The 20,051-nt window shown below is 38.3% G+C and carries 17 protein-coding genes; 2 read left to right on the top strand and 15 right to left on the bottom strand.

The features are described 5' to 3' along the window. Window positions 1–20 precede the first annotated feature (20 nt). The 6 genes from C8P64_RS10030 to C8P64_RS10005 form a co-directional block, all read right to left on the bottom strand. Window positions 21–485 carry a MarR family winged helix-turn-helix transcriptional regulator gene (locus C8P64_RS10030; RefSeq protein WP_108171929.1) on the bottom strand — a complete coding sequence of 155 codons (465 nt, stop codon included), beginning with the start codon at window positions 483–485 and terminating at the stop codon, window positions 21–23. After that, the gene (locus C8P64_RS10025) at window positions 485–916 is read right to left on the bottom strand and encodes a DoxX family protein (protein WP_108171928.1); all 432 of its coding nucleotides are present in this window, start codon (window positions 914–916) and stop codon (window positions 485–487) included. The genes C8P64_RS10030 and C8P64_RS10025 overlap by 1 nt, the downstream gene beginning before the upstream one ends. A 101-nt stretch (window positions 917–1,017) precedes the next feature. Further along, window positions 1,018–2,415, bottom strand: coding sequence for a TIGR00366 family protein (locus C8P64_RS10020; RefSeq protein ID WP_108171927.1), 1,398 nt, complete (start codon window positions 2,413–2,415; stop codon window positions 1,018–1,020). Window positions 2,416–2,457: 42 nt separating this feature from the next. Further along, the gene (locus C8P64_RS10015; RefSeq protein WP_108171926.1) at window positions 2,458–2,862 is read right to left on the bottom strand and encodes a DUF2541 domain-containing protein; all 405 of its coding nucleotides are present in this window, start codon (window positions 2,860–2,862) and stop codon (window positions 2,458–2,460) included. 267 nt (window positions 2,863–3,129) lie between these two features. Further along, window positions 3,130–3,423, bottom strand: a complete 294-nt coding sequence (locus tag C8P64_RS10010) for a hypothetical protein (protein WP_108171925.1) — start codon at window positions 3,421–3,423, stop codon at window positions 3,130–3,132. 67 nt (window positions 3,424–3,490) lie between these two features. Then, window positions 3,491–5,200: an amidohydrolase gene (locus tag C8P64_RS10005; RefSeq protein WP_108171924.1), complete on the bottom strand. Its 1,710-nt coding sequence runs from the start codon at window positions 5,198–5,200 to the stop codon at window positions 3,491–3,493. Between the two features lie 418 nt (window positions 5,201–5,618). Here C8P64_RS10005 and C8P64_RS16540 point away from each other — a divergent pair, with 418 nt between their 5' ends. Next, window positions 5,619–5,765: a hypothetical protein gene (locus C8P64_RS16540; protein WP_170106650.1), complete on the top strand. Its 147-nt coding sequence runs from the start codon at window positions 5,619–5,621 to the stop codon at window positions 5,763–5,765. Window positions 5,766–5,903: 138 nt separating this feature from the next. On the opposite strand, the gene C8P64_RS10000 is transcribed toward C8P64_RS16540, so the two are convergent. From C8P64_RS10000 to C8P64_RS09980, 5 genes are all read right to left on the bottom strand, one after another. Further along, window positions 5,904–6,296 (bottom strand): DUF2255 family protein, encoded by a 393-nt coding sequence (locus C8P64_RS10000; protein WP_108171923.1) that lies wholly within the window; start codon window positions 6,294–6,296, stop codon window positions 5,904–5,906. A 213-nt stretch (window positions 6,297–6,509) separates the two neighbouring features. Further along, window positions 6,510–6,902 (bottom strand): RidA family protein, encoded by a 393-nt coding sequence (locus C8P64_RS09995; protein ID WP_108171922.1) that lies wholly within the window; start codon window positions 6,900–6,902, stop codon window positions 6,510–6,512. Between the two features lie 91 nt (window positions 6,903–6,993). Then, a complete protein-coding gene (locus C8P64_RS09990) occupies window positions 6,994–7,983 on the bottom strand; it encodes a 2-hydroxyacid dehydrogenase (protein WP_108171921.1) in 990 nt (329 codons plus the stop codon). Between the two features lie 318 nt (window positions 7,984–8,301). Next, window positions 8,302–9,510 carry a TlpA family protein disulfide reductase gene (locus C8P64_RS09985; RefSeq protein WP_108171920.1) on the bottom strand — a complete coding sequence of 403 codons (1,209 nt, stop codon included), beginning with the start codon at window positions 9,508–9,510 and terminating at the stop codon, window positions 8,302–8,304. Window positions 9,511–9,591: 81 nt separating this feature from the next. Then, window positions 9,592–10,632 carry a flavin monoamine oxidase family protein gene (locus tag C8P64_RS09980; RefSeq protein ID WP_108171919.1) on the bottom strand — a complete coding sequence of 347 codons (1,041 nt, stop codon included), beginning with the start codon at window positions 10,630–10,632 and terminating at the stop codon, window positions 9,592–9,594. Between the two features lie 178 nt (window positions 10,633–10,810). Here C8P64_RS09980 and C8P64_RS09975 point away from each other — a divergent pair, with 178 nt between their 5' ends. Next, the gene (locus C8P64_RS09975) at window positions 10,811–15,301 is read left to right on the top strand and encodes an AAA family ATPase (RefSeq protein WP_108171918.1); all 4,491 of its coding nucleotides are present in this window, start codon (window positions 10,811–10,813) and stop codon (window positions 15,299–15,301) included. A 14-nt stretch (window positions 15,302–15,315) separates the two neighbouring features. Here the strand turns inward: C8P64_RS09975 and C8P64_RS09970 are convergent, their stop codons facing one another. The 4 genes from C8P64_RS09970 to C8P64_RS09955 form a co-directional block, all read right to left on the bottom strand. Next, the gene (locus tag C8P64_RS09970) at window positions 15,316–16,776 is read right to left on the bottom strand and encodes an MltF family protein (protein ID WP_108172230.1); all 1,461 of its coding nucleotides are present in this window, start codon (window positions 16,774–16,776) and stop codon (window positions 15,316–15,318) included. Window positions 16,777–17,093: 317 nt separating this feature from the next. Then, entirely contained in the window at window positions 17,094–18,305 is a 1,212-nt protein-coding gene (locus C8P64_RS09965) for a porin (RefSeq protein ID WP_108171917.1), read from the bottom strand. Between the two features lie 541 nt (window positions 18,306–18,846). Then, the gene (locus C8P64_RS09960) at window positions 18,847–19,077 is read right to left on the bottom strand and encodes a hypothetical protein (RefSeq protein WP_108171916.1); all 231 of its coding nucleotides are present in this window, start codon (window positions 19,075–19,077) and stop codon (window positions 18,847–18,849) included. A gap of 146 nt (window positions 19,078–19,223) precedes the next feature. Continuing rightward, entirely contained in the window at window positions 19,224–19,724 is a 501-nt protein-coding gene (locus C8P64_RS09955; protein ID WP_108171915.1) for a hypothetical protein, read from the bottom strand. Window positions 19,725–20,051 lie beyond the last annotated feature (327 nt).

The following is a 20,051-nucleotide window of genomic DNA, read 5'->3' as shown; positions in this document are numbered from 1 at the left end:
TCTCTTTGTATACCAGTAAATTAATCCTTCTTTTGGTTTTTTTTATTGTTTTCTGAAAGAATTTCTATCCATTTGTTCATCATGTCCTTCACCAAGATAACATCGGCAAGCTGCACATCATCTGTGAGCAGGGTTTTTAGAAGTTTCTCTGGGATAGGACTTGCTTTCTTCTTAAGCTCTTTTCCTTTGCTGGTTAATTTAACCATTACCATCCTCTCATCCTGGGTGGACCTTTCGCGTTTTAAAAGACCTGCTTTCTCCATTCGCTGGATGAGCGGCGAAATGGTATTGGTATTTAGCAATAATTTTTCTCCGATACTGTTTACAGATAGGGTCTCATATTCCCAGAGTACCAGCAATACCAGGTATTGCGGATAGGTTAAACTCATTTCTTTTAAAAATGGTATATAGGCCTTGGTGATCAACCTTGAAACCGAATATACCGGGAAACAGATCTGTTGCTCTAATTTTAAATTTTCGTTCATCAGTCCTTCTTTTTAGACATTCGCCATGCTTTCCAGGAGCCTGCTGACCATAAAGCCCAGGCGATCAAAACCGGCTGAAAGAAAAGCCTTATCAAACGAGCCCTGTCTGTGGTCAATACTCCAAAACCATCCCTGCCTTCAAGGTATTGCGAAATATTCCCCGGGAATACCAGAACAAAGAATATGGCCAGCACCCAGCCAATATTTACACGTTGCTTTTTCCAGAACAGCAGGGTTAGACCCAGAGCCATTTCTACAATTCCGGATAGCACTACAACCAGGTCCTTGCTCATTGGTAACCAATCTGGAACCTGCGCCTGGAACTCGATCCGGTTAAAGGTGAGATGACTAAACCCCGCATAGGTCATAAACAGGGCAAGTAATATTCTAAAGATGTTTTGGGCAAGACTGGTTTTTATTTCTGATTTCATATTTCAAATTTATATCGTGTGCGATACAAATGTATTTTAATTGAGTCTGGTGTTTGCTGAATCGCTATAGATTAAACCTATTCGGCAATTTTTGTCCTGTTTTACATAGGACAATAAAGAACGAGAAGGGACTGAATAATAAAAAATATTATAAAGGGAAGCACTAGGTAACCCATAACATCCCTTGCCTGAACCTTAATTCCTGCAGCCATAATAGGCAGGACAAGAAGTAAATAAAAAGGCTGTAGCAGATTACTCAGGCTTTCACCATATGCTACTGCGAGGGAAGCCCTGGAAACCAGTTCAGTTATTTCTACAGCAGGTAAGCCGGCACCGATCTCTTTTACCGCATTAATGATACTGGGACCCACTACGGCGAACTCTCCACCTGCCGAGGGAATAGCAAAATTCACCACGCCTCCGGTGAGATAAGCGTAAAAAGGATAGGAATCTATAGTGGCCTGAGCAGCCATTAATTGCCCGAGCTTTTCTCCTAATCCCGTATAAAGCATGATGCCCATGATGCCGGCATAAAATGGATACTGGAATAGAATTCCTGAGACATTACTGCTGGATCTTTTCATAGAAATGACATACCGCATAGGGGTTTTATGCAATAATAATCCTGAGATGATAAAAATGAAGATCATGATATTAAAATTCAGATCGAATCCCTTCGAGCTGAAATGATAAATAATGTAGACCAGCCCCATGATTACGATGATCATCTGGAGTATAGAACTGTTATTCATTTTATCTGAATAGGACCTGAACGGTAGCTTCAGGCTAAGAGCTTCTTCTTTGATGGTTTGATTACTAGTTGTCTCTTTAGAGATCATGAGATCCCTTATTTCCTTGTTGCTACTATTTTTCGGCCTTAAGATTAGAATTACTAGTGGGGCGAGGATCAGCAGGGTAAATATCATGGTAATATTTAAGGTTGAACCCAGGGTATAAGAGGTTGGGATCACCTCTTCCAAAATACCAGAATTAATTAAAAAGTTATTCTCCGTATTCAGCAATAATGGGATAGAACTACTGAATCCCGACACCCATGTGTTCGCTGAAAAATAAACGCAGGCGGTAAGAAATGGATAATTAACGCCTTTAACACGCAGCGCCAGTTCCCGGGCCAGTACGCAGGTAATTACGATCCAGCCAAAACTTATGAGGGTTAGCAATAAACCCATAAATACGACGATGAAATAAACCTGCCAGGGTGAAGTAATATACCTGGCCAGGAAGTCTATTCCTTTTTTAACAATAGGGGATAGAGCGATGCTATAGCCAGTAATTACAATCAATACGATTTGCATTGCAAAGGCCAGCAGATCAAAGAAACCATCATACCAGGAAACGATGATCTCCAGGGCCGTGACCTCTAACCATAAATAGGCTCCAAGCCCAGTGATTAGCGTGAGGAGAATAGCGAATACGAACGCGTTGGGCATATATTTTAAATATATGTGCGTTAATTTTTCTCCCAGTTTTTCGATCATCTTGAGTTGTTCAGATTAAAATTGAAGATCTGCATCATGTGGTTAATCATCTTTATCTTTCTTACCCCAGATCTCAACTTTCGCCCTTTTGTTGATAACCATGGCTCCTTTAGAGTCATATTCCAGCTCAATCCTTTTTACTTTTTCGTCCTTATTAGGTACAGCGAAATTTGTAGAAGACATTCCTTTGGTCAGGATCCCAACTCCACGGGCATCATATTCCTTTTCTTCTCCATCATCCATAACAATGGTCACCGATTTTAGCTGCACTGTACCCTGTACACATTTAATTTTAACCTTATCGATATTTCGCTCGTTCCCGGTTAACTGAACGTTGTCTTTATCGTTTTTAAAAGCTACCAGCTTTTCTCCCACCTTTTTCCAGGAATCATTCTGGGAAAAGCCTGATACCGAAAACAAAAAAATAAACAGTAGTAAGTATTTCATTTTTTTTAATTCTTTAAGTTATACATCCTAATCGTCTTAAATTTAGTGATTTAGATCTTTACTTTTAATATTTTTTATTTCTATATGCTGAAAATGAATGCCATAAAGATCTGATCGTAGAAAAATAACTCTAGGGTCTAAGAATGGTTCAAATGTTCTATAGGGTAGATGGGAGGTATAATTCTAGCTAAAATATGAATATGTCATCCCGGGTTGCTTAAACCAGTAAGCGGAAATCAATAGAATTGAATGTTAGTAAATTTTGCTCTAAAATCTTTGGTCCAGGTAATCTTTCAGAAAGGCCATAATGAGAATCGTAATAAAAATAGACAGCGTAAGAATTTTGAATTGCTTTAATAATTCTTTCCTGGCATTGAATCTTATCTCCGCTATCACTTTTTTCAATTGATTTTCATCAATCTTGTCCTGACCAATTCCGTCATTTCTAATTTTATCAACGTAAATATTATCACGGATGTCTTCCTTGAACTTAGGCCGGTTGGAATACAGCAATGATTTATTATGTTCATGAAGGCTTTTAGGCCCTCGTTCTACAGACATATCCTGGAAATTATGCTATAACGAATTAGTTAATAGCCTATTAAAGATATAAAAAATTGTTTTCAGCTCATTTTTGATATACTGAAACTCCTTCCTTAATGGTCTCCACTATGGAGATATCTTTTATTTTGTCTTTATCAACTTTAAGCGGATTTTTGTCCAGGATGACCAGATCTGCAAGCTTTCCTTTCTCCAAAGTTCCTTTTCTATCTTCTTCAAAATGCTGATATGCGCTCCAGTCTGTGATCGCCTTTAAAGCTTCATAGGGAGTGAGGCGCTCATTTTCTCCAATGATGGCTCCAGATCTTGAGGTACGTTCTACCGCAGTCCATACCACGCGCATTAGGTTGGGTAGGGCAACAGGGGCATCGGTATGAATGGTAACTTTCATACCCTTATCTAGCGCAGTTCTCATGGGGCTTATCTTATTTCCCAGTTCATCTCCAATAATTTGTTTATGCCAGTCACCCCAGTAAAAAGTATGCAGTGGGAACAAAGATCCTATCACTCTCATTTCGCTGAAATCATCTAACTGGTCATCTCGAACGTATTGCCCGTGAATTAGTACAAACCTTCTATCTTCATTACCATATTCCTGAAGCAATGGTTTTAAGGTTCGAATCATTTGATCCATGGCACCATCTCCATTGGCATGCGTGAGTGTCTGCCAGTTGTTCTTCAAAGCATTCCGGTAGATATTACTAACCTCGTCATCACTGGGAATCGCAGGATATCCTGCATAATCTTTTGCGGCTCCATCTGGAGGGATCAGGTAAGGTTGAGTTCTCCAGGCCGTTCTTCCCTGTGGAGAACCATCCAGGGTTAACTTCATACCTCCAAAGCGGAAATGATTTTTGTAATCCCTGGAATACCAATCTGTAGAAAGATATTTGTCTGCCAGAGAATAATCCACATAACTTACTACGTCAAGTTTTAGCTTTCCGGCTTCAGCCATTTCGATCAACTGGTCTGCGTTTTGAAAAGTTCTCCCTTCCTGGGCTGTAGTATAACCGAAGGATAGTGCCATTTCCTGACCAGCTTCAAAAAACTTCATCTTGGCCGTTTCACTTTTGGGAGAGAGGCCATTTCCCATATAGGGCAAGGCAGCCAATTCTTCTAAAACACCATTAGGTTCCTTTGTGCCAGGTACTCGCCGGATGATCCCGCCTTCAGGATCTTTAGTTTCCGCAGTGATTCCTAACATTTCAAGACCTTTAGAATTAACCACCGAGAAATGACCTGAAATATGAGTGATCATAACGGGATATTCTGTAGTTACTTTATCCAGGTCCTCTTTGGTGGGAAATCGGTTTTCTTTTAATACCGAATCGTCAAAGCCCGTTCCAAAGATCCATCCCGTTAGTTCCCGGTTTTCAGGCGTATTCCATTTCTTTAGAATGTCAATGAGTTTATTGATATCATCAGCTTTCCCGTCTGGTGATGGGAGTAGGTTTGCGCCAATGGCCTGGACCGCGAAACTGCTGAAATGAGCGTGACCATCAATAAGACCTGGCAGCAGGGTCTTTCCTTTGAGATCTATCTCAAGGAAATCCTTGCCAGCGATCTCCTTAGCTTGTTTTAAACTTCCGGTATAAGTTATGAACTTACCATTTGTGACCATGGCTTCAACGTAAGAAGGTTCGTCACCAGCCATCGTTAGAATATCACCGCCATGGAATAGCTTCACCTGCGAGCCAGGTTCCTGGGCATTAGCTGTAGAAAGGGATAAAAAGCAGCATAAGATTATTAAAGCAAAGAGGATTCTGGAATTTTTCATGATCACGGAATTAAAAAACAACCTTTAAGTTACTGAAAATAAGTATATTATTCAGAATGTTTTTTAGCTGATGGATCGAATCCAGTACTGATTTTAAAATCGCTAGAAAGGGAATGAACTGATTCATTTGAAATAAATTCTAAGGACACTGGAATGCTATTTTCAGTGACGTCGGAGTAGATCTATATTGAGATTTATGGGGTATTAGAAGGCTCAAAGAAGAGGGAGCATCCAGTAATTTTCTTATTCTGAAATTTCAAGGCTTACCAACCCCAGAAACAGTAATAAATTGAAAAAGTTAGAGTTATGGGTAGTTGGTAATCAGAGTTTTGCAAGGTAGGATTTGTGTTAAATTATTTCTAAACGTTTAACCTTTTTTAAAAATAATTAAACAAAAAGTTTATCTTTAAAATAAAAAATGGAAACTTATCAAAAGAATAACAGAGAGAACTTTGTGCTAGCCGATATGCATGGAGATGGAGTATATTTTGACCAGGCTATTCTAAGAACGTTCAGGCTGAAGACTCAAAAGGAAATTGTGCAGGAGGGAAAGGACAGGCATTAAAGAATGAATTTACTGCTTGGATTCTTCAAAGGTTAACCCTTATGCCTTTAGAGGATCTTGAATGAATTATTCGGAATTAGAATATTTTAATTCATTTTTACTCTGAAGTAGTTCTTTATGTGCAATTGGGAGTGCTCATTACTTGATCTTATCGATCATTGTAAACTCCATAGTATAATCGTAATATTCAGGCTGGGCGATCCCTTCAGAATATATTAAATTTTCAGGCTGATCATATTTATCGAGGTATGCCTGGCTTATATCCTTATTAATAGTATTCGAGGCATCTACTTTTTCTCCCTTTACCTTTATTACTTCATGTCCATACTTTATTTCTCCAATGCCGGTTTTCTGAAATTCGGTAAACCAACTTTTTTCGCTTTTTTGCCAGCTTCTGGCAAATAGTCTTTTATCAACTTCAACCATCCAGATCTTCAGGTAATTCTCCCTGGTAGTTCCCCCCTTGATTTCGATAAGGGTATTTTCAGTTAAATAATTGTATAGTCTTTCCGGGAACTTATTTTGATGCATATTAATATATCTTGAGGATTATACCCTGTCTTGTGAGCTTTTGAAAAGCCCGGGTAAATATCGCTAATTTTTGTTTTGATAGCTTCTCAAAAATATTCTCAGAATTTCTAATAGGTTAGCCTTTCAGCTTTTCTATTCACGACCAGGTTAATTTTCTGAATTCAGAGTTTTCCTGGATGCGATCATAAAATTCTAGCATTCAGCTTGAGAAGCCTAAGCTTCATCTATGATCGCATCTGCTTCGATCTCGATAAGCCATTCCGGGTTTACGAAACTACTAACCTGCATGATCGTATCTACCGGCTTTATTTTCCTGAAAAATTCAGAGCGTACTTCCACGGCGGCTTTCCAGTTATTAATGTCTGTAAGAAGAATTCTGGTTCGCACCACGTCATCTAATCCCGATCCCGCTTGTTCCAGAGCAGCCTTAAGGATCTCGATGCATTTTCTGGTTTGTATTTTAATATCTCCAACGCCCACAGTTTTCCCATTTTCATCTACAGGAGCGGTTCCACCCACTGTTATATACGGTCCAACTTTAACGGCCCGGCTAAAGCCAATAATATCTTCTAAAGGATTGCCGTTGGAAATCAATTCTCTTTTCATGATGATGTGATTAATTATGAATACTTGGTCTTAGTTCTAATTCGTTTGCTTTATAAAACACTTTATTCGATTAAAAGAATCTATATTATTTTCAGGAAACTTCGTTTTCCAGAAGTTCACCTTTCTTAAAACTTTTAATATTATTAAGAGTGGTTATGGTAATCTCGGTCATAGCTTCCTTGGTGAAATAAGCCTGGTGTGCCGTGATGAGTACATTTGGAAAACTATTAAGCCTCAGGATAAGATCATCGGGGATAATACTTTCAGAAAGATCCTTATAAAACAGGTTTTCCTCCTGCTCATAAACATCGATCCCTAAATAACCGACTTTCCCATCTTTCAAACCGTCCAGGATATCCCCGGTATTTATCAAAGCACCTCTACTGGTATTAATGATCATCACCCCTTCTTTCATGCCGGTTAAAGCTTCAGCATCAATAATATGTTTTGTCTCTGGTGTGAGCGGGCAGTGCAGGGATAAAATATCTGCCTGTTCAAGAACTTCATGTTGGGTTTTATATTCTACTCCGGAAGTTTTTAATTCTTCTGAAGGATATTTATCATAAGCTATAATCTTGCAACCAAAGCCAAGACCGATCCTACAAAAAGCAGCACCAATTTTTCCCGTTCCAATAACTCCAAGTGTTTTTTTATAAAGGTTGAAGCCTATAAGTTTATTCAAAGAAAAGTTACCTTCTCTTACCCTGTTATAGGCCTTATGGGTTTTCCGGTTCAGGGTTAAGATCAATGCCATGGCATGTTCCGCCACAGCTTCAGGAGAATAGGCAGGAACCCTAACCACTTTGATCTTATTCTTTTTCGCAGATTCCAGGTCAACATTGTTAAAACCAGCACACCTTAGGGCGATCAATTTAACCCCGTTGGAAGCCAGGCCGTTTATAGTCTCATCATCTACCTTATCGTTCACAAATACACAAACTGCATCGAAGCCATGGGTTAGATTTACCGTGGCGGCACTAAGGCTGGTTTCGAAGAAAGTAAAATCAAATAGCTCATCCTTACCATATTTTTCAAAATATTCCCGGTCATAAACTTTTGTGCTAAATACTGCTATTTTCATTGGCTTGAGATTTTACTGGTAAAAAAAGCGGAGATCAATTCAGAAATAGGGCTAAGGATTCCGAATACTTCAATGAAGTTAATCAATTTCTTTAGACTGTTAATCTAATTCATTGATGTTCAGTTGTATTTATGTTTTCTAAACAGTTCGATTAACTAAATACAGGATTACTTACAGGCTATTATTTTATGAGTATCCTGTTGCATTTTTCTAAATATCAGCAACATTCTCACTGTAATAGGAGTGTATTATTAACGGGGTGGGCATGTTTTAATATTCATCAAATAGTACTGCTAATATCATAATGACCAATAGATTCTACTGAGATTTACGGGGTTGTTTTCTTTGGATATAATTTTCTACCAGATCTATTAAATCCCTTCCATGAACGTTTTTAGCAATAACGATCCCTCTATCATCAAGAATAAAATTAGCCGGAATGGTTCGAACACGGATTTTTTTCAGGAAAGGCGCATCGTCTCCCTGTAAATCTGATGCTTGTAACCAGCGATTGGCTCCATCACGTTCTACAGCTGCTCTCCAGGCAGACTCATCACTTTCCAGACCATAACCAATAATTTGTAGGCCCTTCTCATGATATTCCTCCCAGATGGGTGCTAGAATATTACGATTTTCTTTTCGGCATGGAGCACACCAGGATGCCCACAAGTCTATAATAGTCAGCTTGTCTCCTAATTGCTCTTTTAGGGATATTGTATCCTTTGTGATCATGGGAAGCCTGAGATTTGGAAATACATCTCCTACCAGAACCGGTAAATTAGAGGGTTCACTTACTTTACATAACTGTTCTACCCATGGATGACCTGGTTGTTTTTCCTTCCATTTGTTGCATTGACTTACCAGAAATTCCGGCACCCGTTCATAATCCTTCTCCGGACTCACCCATCTCAAAGCCAACATTGCAGGCATTAAATACTGGGTGCTATCAGCAAAGTTTATCAGCTTCTTCTGATATTGTAAAATAGCGTGTTCCTTTTCCAGCAATTGGCTACCATCTTCTATTTGCCATTGCTTTCCTGCAAGATAGGCTTGATAAGCTTTCTGCTTCATATCCCTAAGGTCTAACAAAGCTTTATTGATTTCTGAAGGCTGTTCAATTGAAAAACTTTTTTGAAATTCATCTGTTTTCGCGGTGATTTTTAGAGGCACTCCAGATTGCCAAATGACAGGCATATAATTAGCCTTCGAAGGATCGCCTGTTTGTAAATATTTAGGAGACTTTCCGGGTTGTTTTATAGCTAATTCTAACAATACAGTTTCTTCAGATTCTGGCAGATTGTGGAACTCAAAGCTGCCATCAGAATTTATCACAGCAGAATCCAGGACTTTTCCGAAAAATGAAGCGGCTACTTCCTTTAAAGATCCAGGTTCAATTAGGTAAATTTTTGTATCGTTCTTTTCTGTGTCTTCTAATTTTCCAGATATTTTTGCTGGTGAATTACAGGCAATAATACATAAGATTATTAGGATAAGGACAATAGTATTTTTTAGTGGGAAAGGTCTCATTTATTCAAATTAATGCCCGGGCTTGTTGAGGATTCCTTAGGTTGTATGATCACCAAATTTAGTAAATACAAACCTTTATTATTAGCGTGCAATAATTTTCTTAGCTGTTTCATTTGCTGAATAGACTGCTCCATCCATATAACCGGGAAATTCTAAGGCCGATTCAGAGCTGGAAATTAATAGTTTATCATTCATAAAGGATCTGCTGAATATTTGGTTTCCGTTGTTTTGATGAGGAAAAAGAGGAATATCAGATGTTTCAAAAGTGTGTTGTTCTTTACTCCAGATGCATTCTTCATAATCAGTAAAATCTTCAGCTTTCTCTCCAAAAACATTCTTTATTTGATCAATTACTTTTTCACGCCTTTCCGAATAAGTAAGTTGTTTAAAGGATGAATTGATGAATCCACAAAGCGCGTATTTAGATCTTTGGTGATCGCAATGATCATATAATTCTGTAACAGGTCCCGTATTGCTGAAAAGAGTTCCGGATAGATTTTCCTCTTCCCAAAATGGATTTTTATAGGTTAGAGCAATTTTAATGGAGTCTTCCATCCAGGTCTGCGTTTGCTGAGCGATACTCATTAAATTATCGGGTAAATCAGGCTCAAATACTATATTCTTCGCCCATAATTTAGGCGGAATGGCCAAAACAACTTTATCTCCTTTAAAAACTTCTTCTGTAATTACCTGAACCGAATCATTCTGAAATCTGATTTCTTTTACCGATTGATTTAATTTTATATCATTTTGATCCAAATTTTGATAAAGAGTATTCACAAGATTGGATGTGCCTCCGGAAATTCTATAGCTGGGTGGCTGACTGGGAATTTGTATGGATTGAGCTGGTGAAGTAGAGAAGGGCTGAAAAAATACGGTACCATCCATATATTGCTCGAAGGATCCAATTCCTAATTCTTCCAGGAGAGAGATTAAATGTCTGTGCTGATTACCAAACCAGGTAGCACCCATTTCAACGGGTGTATTTTCTGTTCCATATATTGTATTGATTCTTCCTCCAATTCTGGATCTTGCCTCAAGAATTTTAAAGGGAATACCTTCTTTCTTTAGCCGGTAACCTGTTAGAAGGCCAGATAGACCAGCTCCTATTATTACGATCATATTGTAAAAATAATGAAGTGGTTACTAAGAGATCCTTTCTTTGTTAATTAATATTGATTCGGCTCTAAATATACTTTAGTTGAGTATGGATGCGACCCGGATAACTATCAGGATTTAACCTTCTAAGCCGTTTTAATCTTTCTATCTTTATCTTTTTTCAAAAAATTCCTGACCCTATATGCGAGTAATAAATGCCCACCAGAACAATCTCAAGAATATTGACCTCGATATTCCTGAAAATCAATTGATCGTGGTGACCGGTTTATCTGGTTCAGGCAAGTCGTCTTTGGCTATAGATGTCATCGCTAATGAAGGATATCGTTATTTTCTGGAGAGCCTGCCAGCATACAATCAGCAAAACGCCCAGTCTATTCCTACTGCAGAGGTAGATGATATAGAAGCGCTTCCGCCCGTAATAAAGGTGGGACAATCAAAACGCTTCAGGTCTGTTAATGCCACCTTTGGAACTCTATCAGAACTGGCTTCCTATTTCAGGATCCTTTTTGCACGATATGCCGGGGAAGAGACTATGAGTAAATCATTATTTTCCTTTAATCATCCAAAGGGAGCCTGTGATCGCTGTCATGGGATAGGGGAAGCAGAATATATAGATATCGCTAAACTTCTGGGAGATGAGAACAAGACATTGAGGGAGGGCGCCATCACCACCACGCTTCCCAATGGGTACATTGTCTATTCACAGGTGACCGTGGAGGAGTTGAATAAAGTATGTAAAGCTCATGGCTTTAGTGTAGACATACCATGGAAAGAGCTTAATGCTGAGCAAAAAGATGTTATTCTGAACGGCAGTGACCGTATTAAAGTTTTCTACGGAAAGCATAGTATAGAATCAAGGTTGAGATGGCAGGGTCTTAAAGCCAAGCCTCGTGAAGAAGGCTATTATAAGGGGATTCTTCCTATTATGACCGATATCTTAAAGCGGGACCGGAATAAGAATATTTTAAAATTTGTGAGTTCCAGTATCTGCCCAAAATGCAAAGGAGCGCGCATTAAAGCTGAACATCTAAAATATAAATGGAAAGGACTGAACTTTCATGAATGGATGCAGCTTCCCCTGAAAATTTTATATGAGAAGCTTCAATCGCAAAAATTGACAGGTGGGGAAAGGGCACTGGTAGAAAAGATCACCACTCAATTATTCGACCTGATCCGGCTGGGGATGGAAGAATACAGTTTAGGTACTTCCAGTGCCGATATTTCTTCTGGAGATGCCCAGCGTATAAGATTAATAAAACAGGTAAATAGCAATCTCCAGGGCATACTTTATGTTTTTGATGAACCTTCCATAGGTCTAGCTGAAGATTATCAGATCCATTTAAGGCATATTCTGAACCGACTTATTAAACGAGGAAATACGGTGATGGTCGTTGAGCATGATCTAAACTTTATACGCTCCGCAGACTGGATCGTAGAGTTGGGGCCGCAGGCTGGTATTCATGGGGGAGAGATCGTTTTTAATGGGTCCATTCAGGAATTTCTGAACTCAGAAAATTTAGATAGTCCTACTTTAATTGAATTACGGGAAGAACCATCAGTTGAGACCAAATCAGCGAAAAGAGTTTCAATAGACAATTTTGAGCCATCCGCCGGAGAACTATGCGTTGTATCCAGAAAGACAGCAGAAGTGGTTGAAAGACTCCATGAGTTTTCCGACAGGGAAGAACTTGGCCTCGCAACGGTTTCAGATCAGCCCATAGGTAAAACTCCCCGAAGTAATCCCGCGACCTATACTGGCCTGGCCGATAAAATTCGCGATCTCTTTGCGAAAACTCCTGAAGCGAAAAGCCTGAAGTTGTCCAAAGCAGCTTTTTCCTTCAATAATAAAAAGGGGAGATGTGAAAATTGCGAAGGCGCCGGGGTCATCACTTTATCTATGAACGTACTGGGAACTATTAACCAGGTTTGTCCCAGCTGTAACGGAAAGCGCTTTAAAGATAAAGTACTACAAGCACATTGGAACTACAGGAGTATCGCAGATGTATATGATCTGAGCATAGAGGAAGCTTATGATTTTTTCAGCAATGAAAAACAGATCACCAAGATCCTTTCATTGATGCTGCAATTAGGCCTGGGATATATAAAACTGGGTCAGCCATCAAATACGTTATCCGGTGGAGAGGCTCAACGTATAAAACTTACTAAACATTTTGCCAAGCAATCTAAGAAGACCTTATTGATTCTGGAAGAACCAAGTATAGGTTTACATCAACAGAATGTAAGACAATTGCTAAAAGCCTTGCATCAGTTGAAAAAGCAGACCGCTGGAATTATATGTTTTGAGAACCATCAGTTATTTAAAACTTCTTGCGATACCTGGTTCGATAATTCCCTGGAGGTTCAACCACAGGAATTCAAAACCTTTTCAGAAGATGACCGAAAAAAGATATCTATAAAAGGAGCCAGGACACATTATCTGAAGGACCTGGACCTAGATCTGCCAAAACATCGCTTAACCGTATTTACCGGAATTTCAGGCTCCGGGAAATCTTCTCTTTTGATAGACACCCTGCATGGTTACGGATTACAGGAAATGACTAGGCAATTCACTTCTTACCAGCAATCCAGGGCCGGAGTGAATTTTCAGTTCGAGGTGGAAAATATCACCGGGCTTAGTCCCACGATCTGTATCACTCGCAAGGAAAGAAGTTTTACCGAACGCTCTGATATTTCCAAACAAACCGGTATAGATAAGATCTTTCGTTTTGCATTCTCCAGGAAAGCGCAATTTGAAGGAAGTGACCTATCTGCCAGTCATTTTTCGAATAATCATGAACTGGGGAAATGTGCGATCTGTGATGGTTATGGAGAGGAATTATTACCTGACATGGATAAAATTGTAAAAGACGTAAATAAGAGTATCGCTGACGGACTTTTTGAGCATAACAAAGCACTGGCCTATTATGGACAGCCGGGGAGCCAATATATGGCGATCGTGAAAGAGCTGGGTAAAACATACGGGTTTAGCCTGGAAACTCCTTTTAAAGATCTAAACGTAGAACAAAGGAATATTTTACTCCATGGAGACGGTGAAAAGATCTGGGAGACCGAGTGGACCTTTAAAACCAAAACCAGGGAAGGAGTACAGCCCATTAAAATGAAATGGGAGGGACTCTTCCATTACCTGAAAGAAGAATATTATAAGACCAGGAAAAACAAGAACATTGCCAGGCTTAAAGCGCTTTTCTCGCCTTCTGAATGTAGTCACTGTTCAGGAAGCGGGCTAAAGCCTGAACGTCTTGATTTTAAAATAGGAGGTAGGTCTATTCATGAAATAAAATCCATGCACCTTACCGACCTGGGAAAATGGCTTTCTTCCTTAAATGAGTATGCTGCGATCGACCACGAATTAATATCCAGGATAGAACCTCATTTGGTGAATACCATTAAGAGGGCAAAGCAATTGCACATAGATCACTTGCAACTCAATAGAAAATCGACCACGCTTTCTGGTGGGGAGAATCAACGGGTCGCTTTGATCAAACAGTTGAACTCTCCGCTAAAAGGCATTACGTATCTATTGGATGAACCTTCTGCTGGATTATCTAGTGATAATATTCCAGATCTTATCAATATCTTAAAAGAGCTTATTGCGAAGGGCAACACAGTCTTTGTTATCGAACATAATAAAGAGATCATTCTTTCTGCCGATCATTTGGTACAGATAGGACCGCAGGCTGGAAAACTGGGTGGTTATATTACTTACCAGGGAACTCCACAGGAATTTATAAAACTACCAGATAGTCATCCTTTCCTTAAAACTAAATCTAAAGCAGTTAAATTTGAAAAAGGCGATGATCAAATTATCATCAAAGATCTTTCAAAACATTCGCTGGAAAAAGAAATACTGGAAGTTCCGGTTGGTGGTATCACGGCGATAAGTGGTAAATCTGGAATTGGGAAAACCACATTGGTGAAGGAGATTCTTATACCAAGCATTAATACAGGAAAACTGGTTAATTGCAGCAGTATAAAATTTCCAATAAATTATGGGGCAGCACACTATTTTGAGTCTAAAAAACTGCGCTCACATTCGAAGACCTTACTGGTTTCTTACCTGGACCTGCTGAAAGATATCAGCAAGATCTTTGCTGAAGGCTCAGATCTAAAGGCTAAGGATTTTTCTTATAAAACAAAGACGAGTCAGTGTCCCAATTGTAAAGGAATGGGTTATGTTGAAACCAGCCTGGACGTAACTGCAAATGCGATCGAAGAATGTGAAGTATGCCATGGACAGCGCTACCAGTCTCATATTTTAGAGCATACGATTAATTCCAGCAATATCGCTGAGGTACTCTCTCTTAACATAGAAGAATTTCAGGAATGGCTTGTAGAGGTGAATTTTTCTGGACAAAACCTGCATTTCCTGGATCGATTAAAAGAGATAGGATTGGCATATCTAAGATTGGATCAGCCGGTGCAAACACTTTCTTCAGGAGAAAAGCAGCGCCTGCTGTTGTTGAACTGGTTACAGGATAATGCGTCAAATGAGCTCTATATTTTAGATGAACCCAGCACAGGTTTACATTATGCGGATATCGATCTTTTGTTTGAGATCCTGAAAAAGCTAAGTAAAACCAACGATATTCTGGTTATTGATCATAATCCATATTTACTTGAGAAAATAGGAATCGGGATAATACTTGATTAATTTTCAAACAGAATTTAAATGGTGGTTTCTTCTTCTATAAATTGCTTATAGTGCTCATAGCGTAAAAATATATCCCTCACATAGTTGTAGGGTTCTGCTCCTCTTACAAAACCGTGTCTAACCACTTCATCCTGATAGTATTTCTTTTCTCTGAGTTTTAAAAGATAATCCTCTACATTATCATCCCAGATAAGGGGATCTTTACCATTCTTTTCGGCCAGGCGCATTGCATCAAAAACATGGCCGGGTCCGCAATTAAAGGCAGCGAGGGTAAATTTTACTTTCTGAATGGAATCTTTCACATTTTCGAATCTATTTCGAATTCTATTAATGTATTTAACCCCTCCTTTAATATTCTGTTTTGGGTTAAAAGAATTGGTAACCCCAACTTCTTTTGCTGTAGCAGGCATTAGCTGAATGAGACCGCTGGCACCGGCCCAGGATTTAGACCTGGGATCGAACTGGGATTCCTGGTAAACCTGTGAACAAAGAAAACGCCAGTCCCAACCTATCTTAGAGGCATTCTCTTTTATAATATCATCGTATTTACTAATCTTATTACCGTTCTTACTATAAAAGTCACTTTGTATCCTTCCGCGGTAAGACTTCTTATTTTTAAAGTATTTATTATAGATGACATAATAATCGTCCATCTTTTTCTCTTTGGCGATCCACTTGTTTATTGCCTTTAGCAATTCAGGAGAATTCTGCCTGACGGCCCATGCGATACGTTGTGAGAAAGAGATCCTGGTGTCTATATCAAGAATGGGGTAGAAGGTTTTATTGATGGCGGCGATGTTATAATCTGCGATGGTCCTGTCTATTTCGCCATCTACAACCATTCTAATGATCTCGTCTGTAGTAATATTTCCTTCAATATGTTCTATAGGAATTTCTGCCCCGATCTCATCCTGCAGGTTTTTAAGTCTTTCTGCATAAGATGAATTTTCCCGAACCCAAACGGTGTCATTAATTAATTCCAGGGTATTTGAAATCAACTGTTTGTCGATCTTATAACCGGGCAAAGATCTCCAGTTCGCCGGCATTCTTTGAACTAAAGCCTGGTGGGTTACATAATGATTCTCTGTAAAACTTACGAGTTTTTTTCGTGGCTCGGTGATGGTCAAACCATATGCGATGAGGTCTGCCTCACCATTATTCAGCATTTCAAAAAGATCATCTATATCATCTGCCACAGTGATCTTCAGCTTTAGATCAAGATCTTCTGCAAGACGTGATAATAGCTCATATTCAAAACCCATCGCCATTCCTTTATACAGGAAATAGCTCGTGGAATTATAGATCGTGATGGCATGTAAAACCCCATCTTCTTTTATGGCGTCCAGATCTTTGGATACTTTAAATGGGATATTATCCTTACCAGAATTAAACATTCCATTCTCATCAGCAGAAAATTGATTTCCCTGAGTACATCCTGATAAAATAATTGAAAGAACGATAAAAAATGACTTCATTTTTAAATTCATAGCCGATAAATTACAAATAAACTACCGACTTATAAAAAGAAATGTTAAAAAATGAGATTCTCTATAGTCTGATTCTATGGGTTTGGATATCTAAAAAATAAAGCTAGAAAGTCTTGAAAGGGTAGTAATTAGAGAGGTTTCGAAAAGTCTATACCTGTTTTCAGGAAGGTTTATACTGTTTATTCCATTAACAATTTATTATGGAAATCCTTGAAATTTTAAAATCCTAGGATATGACTAGAAGAAAGGATAGAAGAACTTTGAAATATGCGTTGTTACGACTTATCTGAATCTATTCTGAACACCTATAATAAGTGGAGGGGAGCAATGATACCTATCCTAAATTCATTTTTATTATAACTGGTGACCCCGAGTTCCTGTTCAGCAAAATTAGAGTAGTCAAAATATCGGCCTATATAAGCCGCGTAAAACCTGAAGTCTATATTTTTAAAAGGAGTGTAATATAGGGTTGGGATCATCCCGTAGCTGGTTCTAATATAGTCTTTGCTGGTTTTTACATTGTCATAGGCGCTACTGGTCATCAGGGTTAATAAGCCCTTGAACTTTGGACTGAACTTATATTCAACCCTTAACCAGTTCTCGATATACTCTACATTTTCAGCTACTTCCTCGTCACTGATGATACTGGTTATAATACCCTTGGTGTCTATTTGTTCAAAGCTGTAATGGAAGTCATACATTAGAACAAGATTCCGGTTTTCATATTTATGGCCTAAGGTAAAAAATGTTGTACCCCGGTCTTTTACCTCGATGGAGTGGCTGGCGCTATATATGGTCTGTAATTTTCCGTCAAAAAAACTTCCCCTCCAGTTTCCCACGAATGCTACTGGCCAATCAGGTTCCTGGACGTTTTCTGCAGCAATATCACCATACAGGTCATCATAATGCATGGTACGGGAATTCAATACCTGGAAGCCAAATTTGTGATCATCCCATGCCTGGTAAGTAATTCCGGCGCCGGTTACAAATGCCAGGGCATTTCCGTAGATATCATTATACTCGAGAATGTCTAAAGCACTGAATTCATATTCGTAACCTCCGTAGAAGGCAGTCATTTTACCCATCAGAAGGTCCAGCTTTGGAGCGGCTTTAACCTCGACGTAAGCTAATTCGATATTACTCCCCAGCCTGTCCAGGGTTTGAACATCACTATTCTTATTAAACCTGTTCCTGAAGTTGAAAAATACTTTTTCATGTAATTTTCCTGATATCCCTAAAGCCGTAAAGCCATTTTGGAACTGCAGGCCATTATAATAGTTATCACCGCCCCGAAAAGTGTAGGCCTGAAAACCCATACGAACATCGAAGGTGATATTTATATTCTTTAATAGCTCGATCTTATCCTTAGGGATAAGAGGTTTTTGAAGACTGTCTTGTTTTTGTGAAAAGCCCAGTAATGGCAAAATGAAGAGTATACCTAATAGAAATGACCTTGTTATTGAGAAAATAGAATTTCCCGAACTATAATTTTTCGAGATTTTGGTTTTAAAGGTCATCTATGGTAGGGTTTTGGTTTGCGTGCTAAACTTATTTTACAATCTCTTTAGAGAATTTACTAAAAAAATATGGAAAATGGATTGATGCACTGGATTTTAAGAAAACCTATTTGTAATTATTACAGGTTTAGCATTTCCTCGGTCTTTTCCCAAATATTATATTTGCTGTACTCTCCTAAGTAATAGTAGTATTTACCTTCCGGGTTTATGATGATATAATATCCGTCAGATAGCTCAAAAGGGAAAAACAACTTTTTTATTAAGTTCTTCTCATCCTTATGCCAGTCCACCCGGTTACTATAAAAATATTTCAGCTTTTCTTTTTCTATAGATGAAATCCAGAAATGAGAAACATCAGTTATTTTATTTAGCTTTTTTATATAGTTTCTATTAAAAATATTCCAGGTAGATCGCGATCTTTTTTTCTGATCCTCTATGGAAACTCCAGTAAGAAAATTTATGACTATAAAGTTTTCAGAACCAATTTGATCGCTTTTAAATGTATTGAGGTAATTTTTTAAGTCATTAAACGTGGAATCTTTTAAAATGCCATATTTTCCCTGTAATATAGAATTCCAAACCTGGCGGTATCATTTTCTAAATACATTTGAATATTACTTGAATTCTTTCTAGACTGGTAAAATTCCTTTCTGCTTAATTCTAAACCATCTTCATTGTAAAACTTAAAAACTTTGTTTTCCTTAAAGCCTTTGTTCTGGCAATAACCAGTGACAGAAATCAAGATCCATAAAGTACATAAGAGTAATCTCATTTGTTTCAAAATCAATGGGTGGAATGTTCGTTTAAGACCATGCGATAAGGATTATGGGATTTCAAATAATTTGAGATTAGTACTGTTTGTTTTTAATTAAATATCCCGCTAATGCTAAAAGCTCCAAACCTCTTTTTAAAGGTAATTTACGCTGGATCCTGGATCAATTCTTTTAGCTGGGTATATAGGTCTTTATTTTTAAGATCTATCACTATGATCCCATAAGATCCTCTTACTCCATAGATCACTTTTGTGGTTTCATCCTCTTTTAGCTCAAGGGATGCGATATTTTCCTGATCCAGAATGGATGCCAATTTTTTTACTAATGTCTTATCAGGGTTTGCGGGTAAAAAGACCTGTTCTTCACCTTTGGTTTTTATCAAATATAGCGGTCTTACATGAGATATGGTATCAAAGTCCGGTTGCTTCGGAGTTTTACCATGAGAATAGGCCGGGCTGAAATAAATTTCCTGATCTGCCACTAATCTTTGTTTTAAAAGCCTTGTTCTATTTTCGAATTCTGCAGTTTTGAAATTATTTATCCAGGCGGAGTTTTCTTCGAAACTGATGATATAATTCTCTTTTCCCTGACCAAAGAGAGTTGTTGCAGATACTATAAGTAGAAATAAAATAAGATATTTTCTCATGATGGATTTATTAAGGCTTTTGTACTTAGTGCTTTAAGTTAAAGGGAGGTTGATAGATTCGTGGATGTGAGTTGGAATTTTAACGGTTTCACCTGCTAAAGAAACTAATTTAATTTTACGCGACCAAGACCATTCGATGGTAATGGTATTATTTGGTTGCCTGATTTTTTATGCTAATGCTTATAAAAAGCTTCCTAAGCGACTAAAGTTTAAGCCGGAATAGTAGGCCTTTGAATTCAATAAGTATAAAACTGAAATAATATTAATGGGGTTGGGAGGGCAAAAGAGTTGTTATCTACCTCTGTGATATACAGCCTGAAAAAATAA

Source organism: Christiangramia gaetbulicola (assembly GCF_003054225.1).
In the GTDB taxonomy this organism is placed as follows: Bacteria; Bacteroidota; Bacteroidia; order Flavobacteriales; family Flavobacteriaceae; genus Christiangramia; species Christiangramia gaetbulicola.
This window is presented reverse-complemented; position numbering and strand designations above follow the sequence as displayed.

Bases quoted from the DNA above. Each gene is read 5' to 3' on its own strand.
- C8P64_RS09995 (WP_108171922.1), bottom strand. From the start codon at position 6,902: ATGAAAAGAGAATTGATTTCCAACGGCAATCCTTTAGAAGATATTATT.
- C8P64_RS10025 (WP_108171928.1), bottom strand. From the start codon at position 916: ATGAAATCAGAAATAAAAACCAGTCTTGCCCAAAACATCTTTAGAATA.
- C8P64_RS16540 (WP_170106650.1), top strand. From the start codon at position 5,619: ATGGAAACTTATCAAAAGAATAACAGAGAGAACTTTGTGCTAGCCGAT.
- C8P64_RS09965 (WP_108171917.1), bottom strand. From the start codon at position 18,305: ATGACCTTTAAAACCAAAATCTCGAAAAATTATAGTTCGGGAAATTCT.
- C8P64_RS10020 (WP_108171927.1), bottom strand. From the start codon at position 2,415: ATGATCGAAAAACTGGGAGAAAAATTAACGCACATATATTTAAAATAT.
- C8P64_RS09980 (WP_108171919.1), bottom strand. From the start codon at position 10,632: ATGATCGTAATAATAGGAGCTGGTCTATCTGGCCTTCTAACAGGTTAC.
- C8P64_RS09985 (WP_108171920.1), bottom strand. From the start codon at position 9,510: ATGAGACCTTTCCCACTAAAAAATACTATTGTCCTTATCCTAATAATC.
- C8P64_RS10000 (WP_108171923.1), bottom strand. From the start codon at position 6,296: ATGCATCAAAATAAGTTCCCGGAAAGACTATACAATTATTTAACTGAA.
- C8P64_RS09990 (WP_108171921.1), bottom strand. From the start codon at position 7,983: ATGAAAATAGCAGTATTTAGCACAAAAGTTTATGACCGGGAATATTTT.
- C8P64_RS09960 (WP_108171916.1), bottom strand. From the start codon at position 19,077: ATGAGATTACTCTTATGTACTTTATGGATCTTGATTTCTGTCACTGGT.
- C8P64_RS09975 (WP_108171918.1), top strand. From the start codon at position 10,811: ATGCGAGTAATAAATGCCCACCAGAACAATCTCAAGAATATTGACCTC.
- C8P64_RS09955 (WP_108171915.1), bottom strand. From the start codon at position 19,724: ATGAGAAAATATCTTATTTTATTTCTACTTATAGTATCTGCAACAACT.
- C8P64_RS10010 (WP_108171925.1), bottom strand. From the start codon at position 3,423: ATGTCTGTAGAACGAGGGCCTAAAAGCCTTCATGAACATAATAAATCA.
- C8P64_RS10005 (WP_108171924.1), bottom strand. From the start codon at position 5,200: ATGAAAAATTCCAGAATCCTCTTTGCTTTAATAATCTTATGCTGCTTT.
- C8P64_RS10030 (WP_108171929.1), bottom strand. From the start codon at position 485: ATGAACGAAAATTTAAAATTAGAGCAACAGATCTGTTTCCCGGTATAT.
- C8P64_RS10015 (WP_108171926.1), bottom strand. From the start codon at position 2,862: ATGAAATACTTACTACTGTTTATTTTTTTGTTTTCGGTATCAGGCTTT.
- C8P64_RS09970 (WP_108172230.1), bottom strand. From the start codon at position 16,776: ATGAAGTCATTTTTTATCGTTCTTTCAATTATTTTATCAGGATGTACT.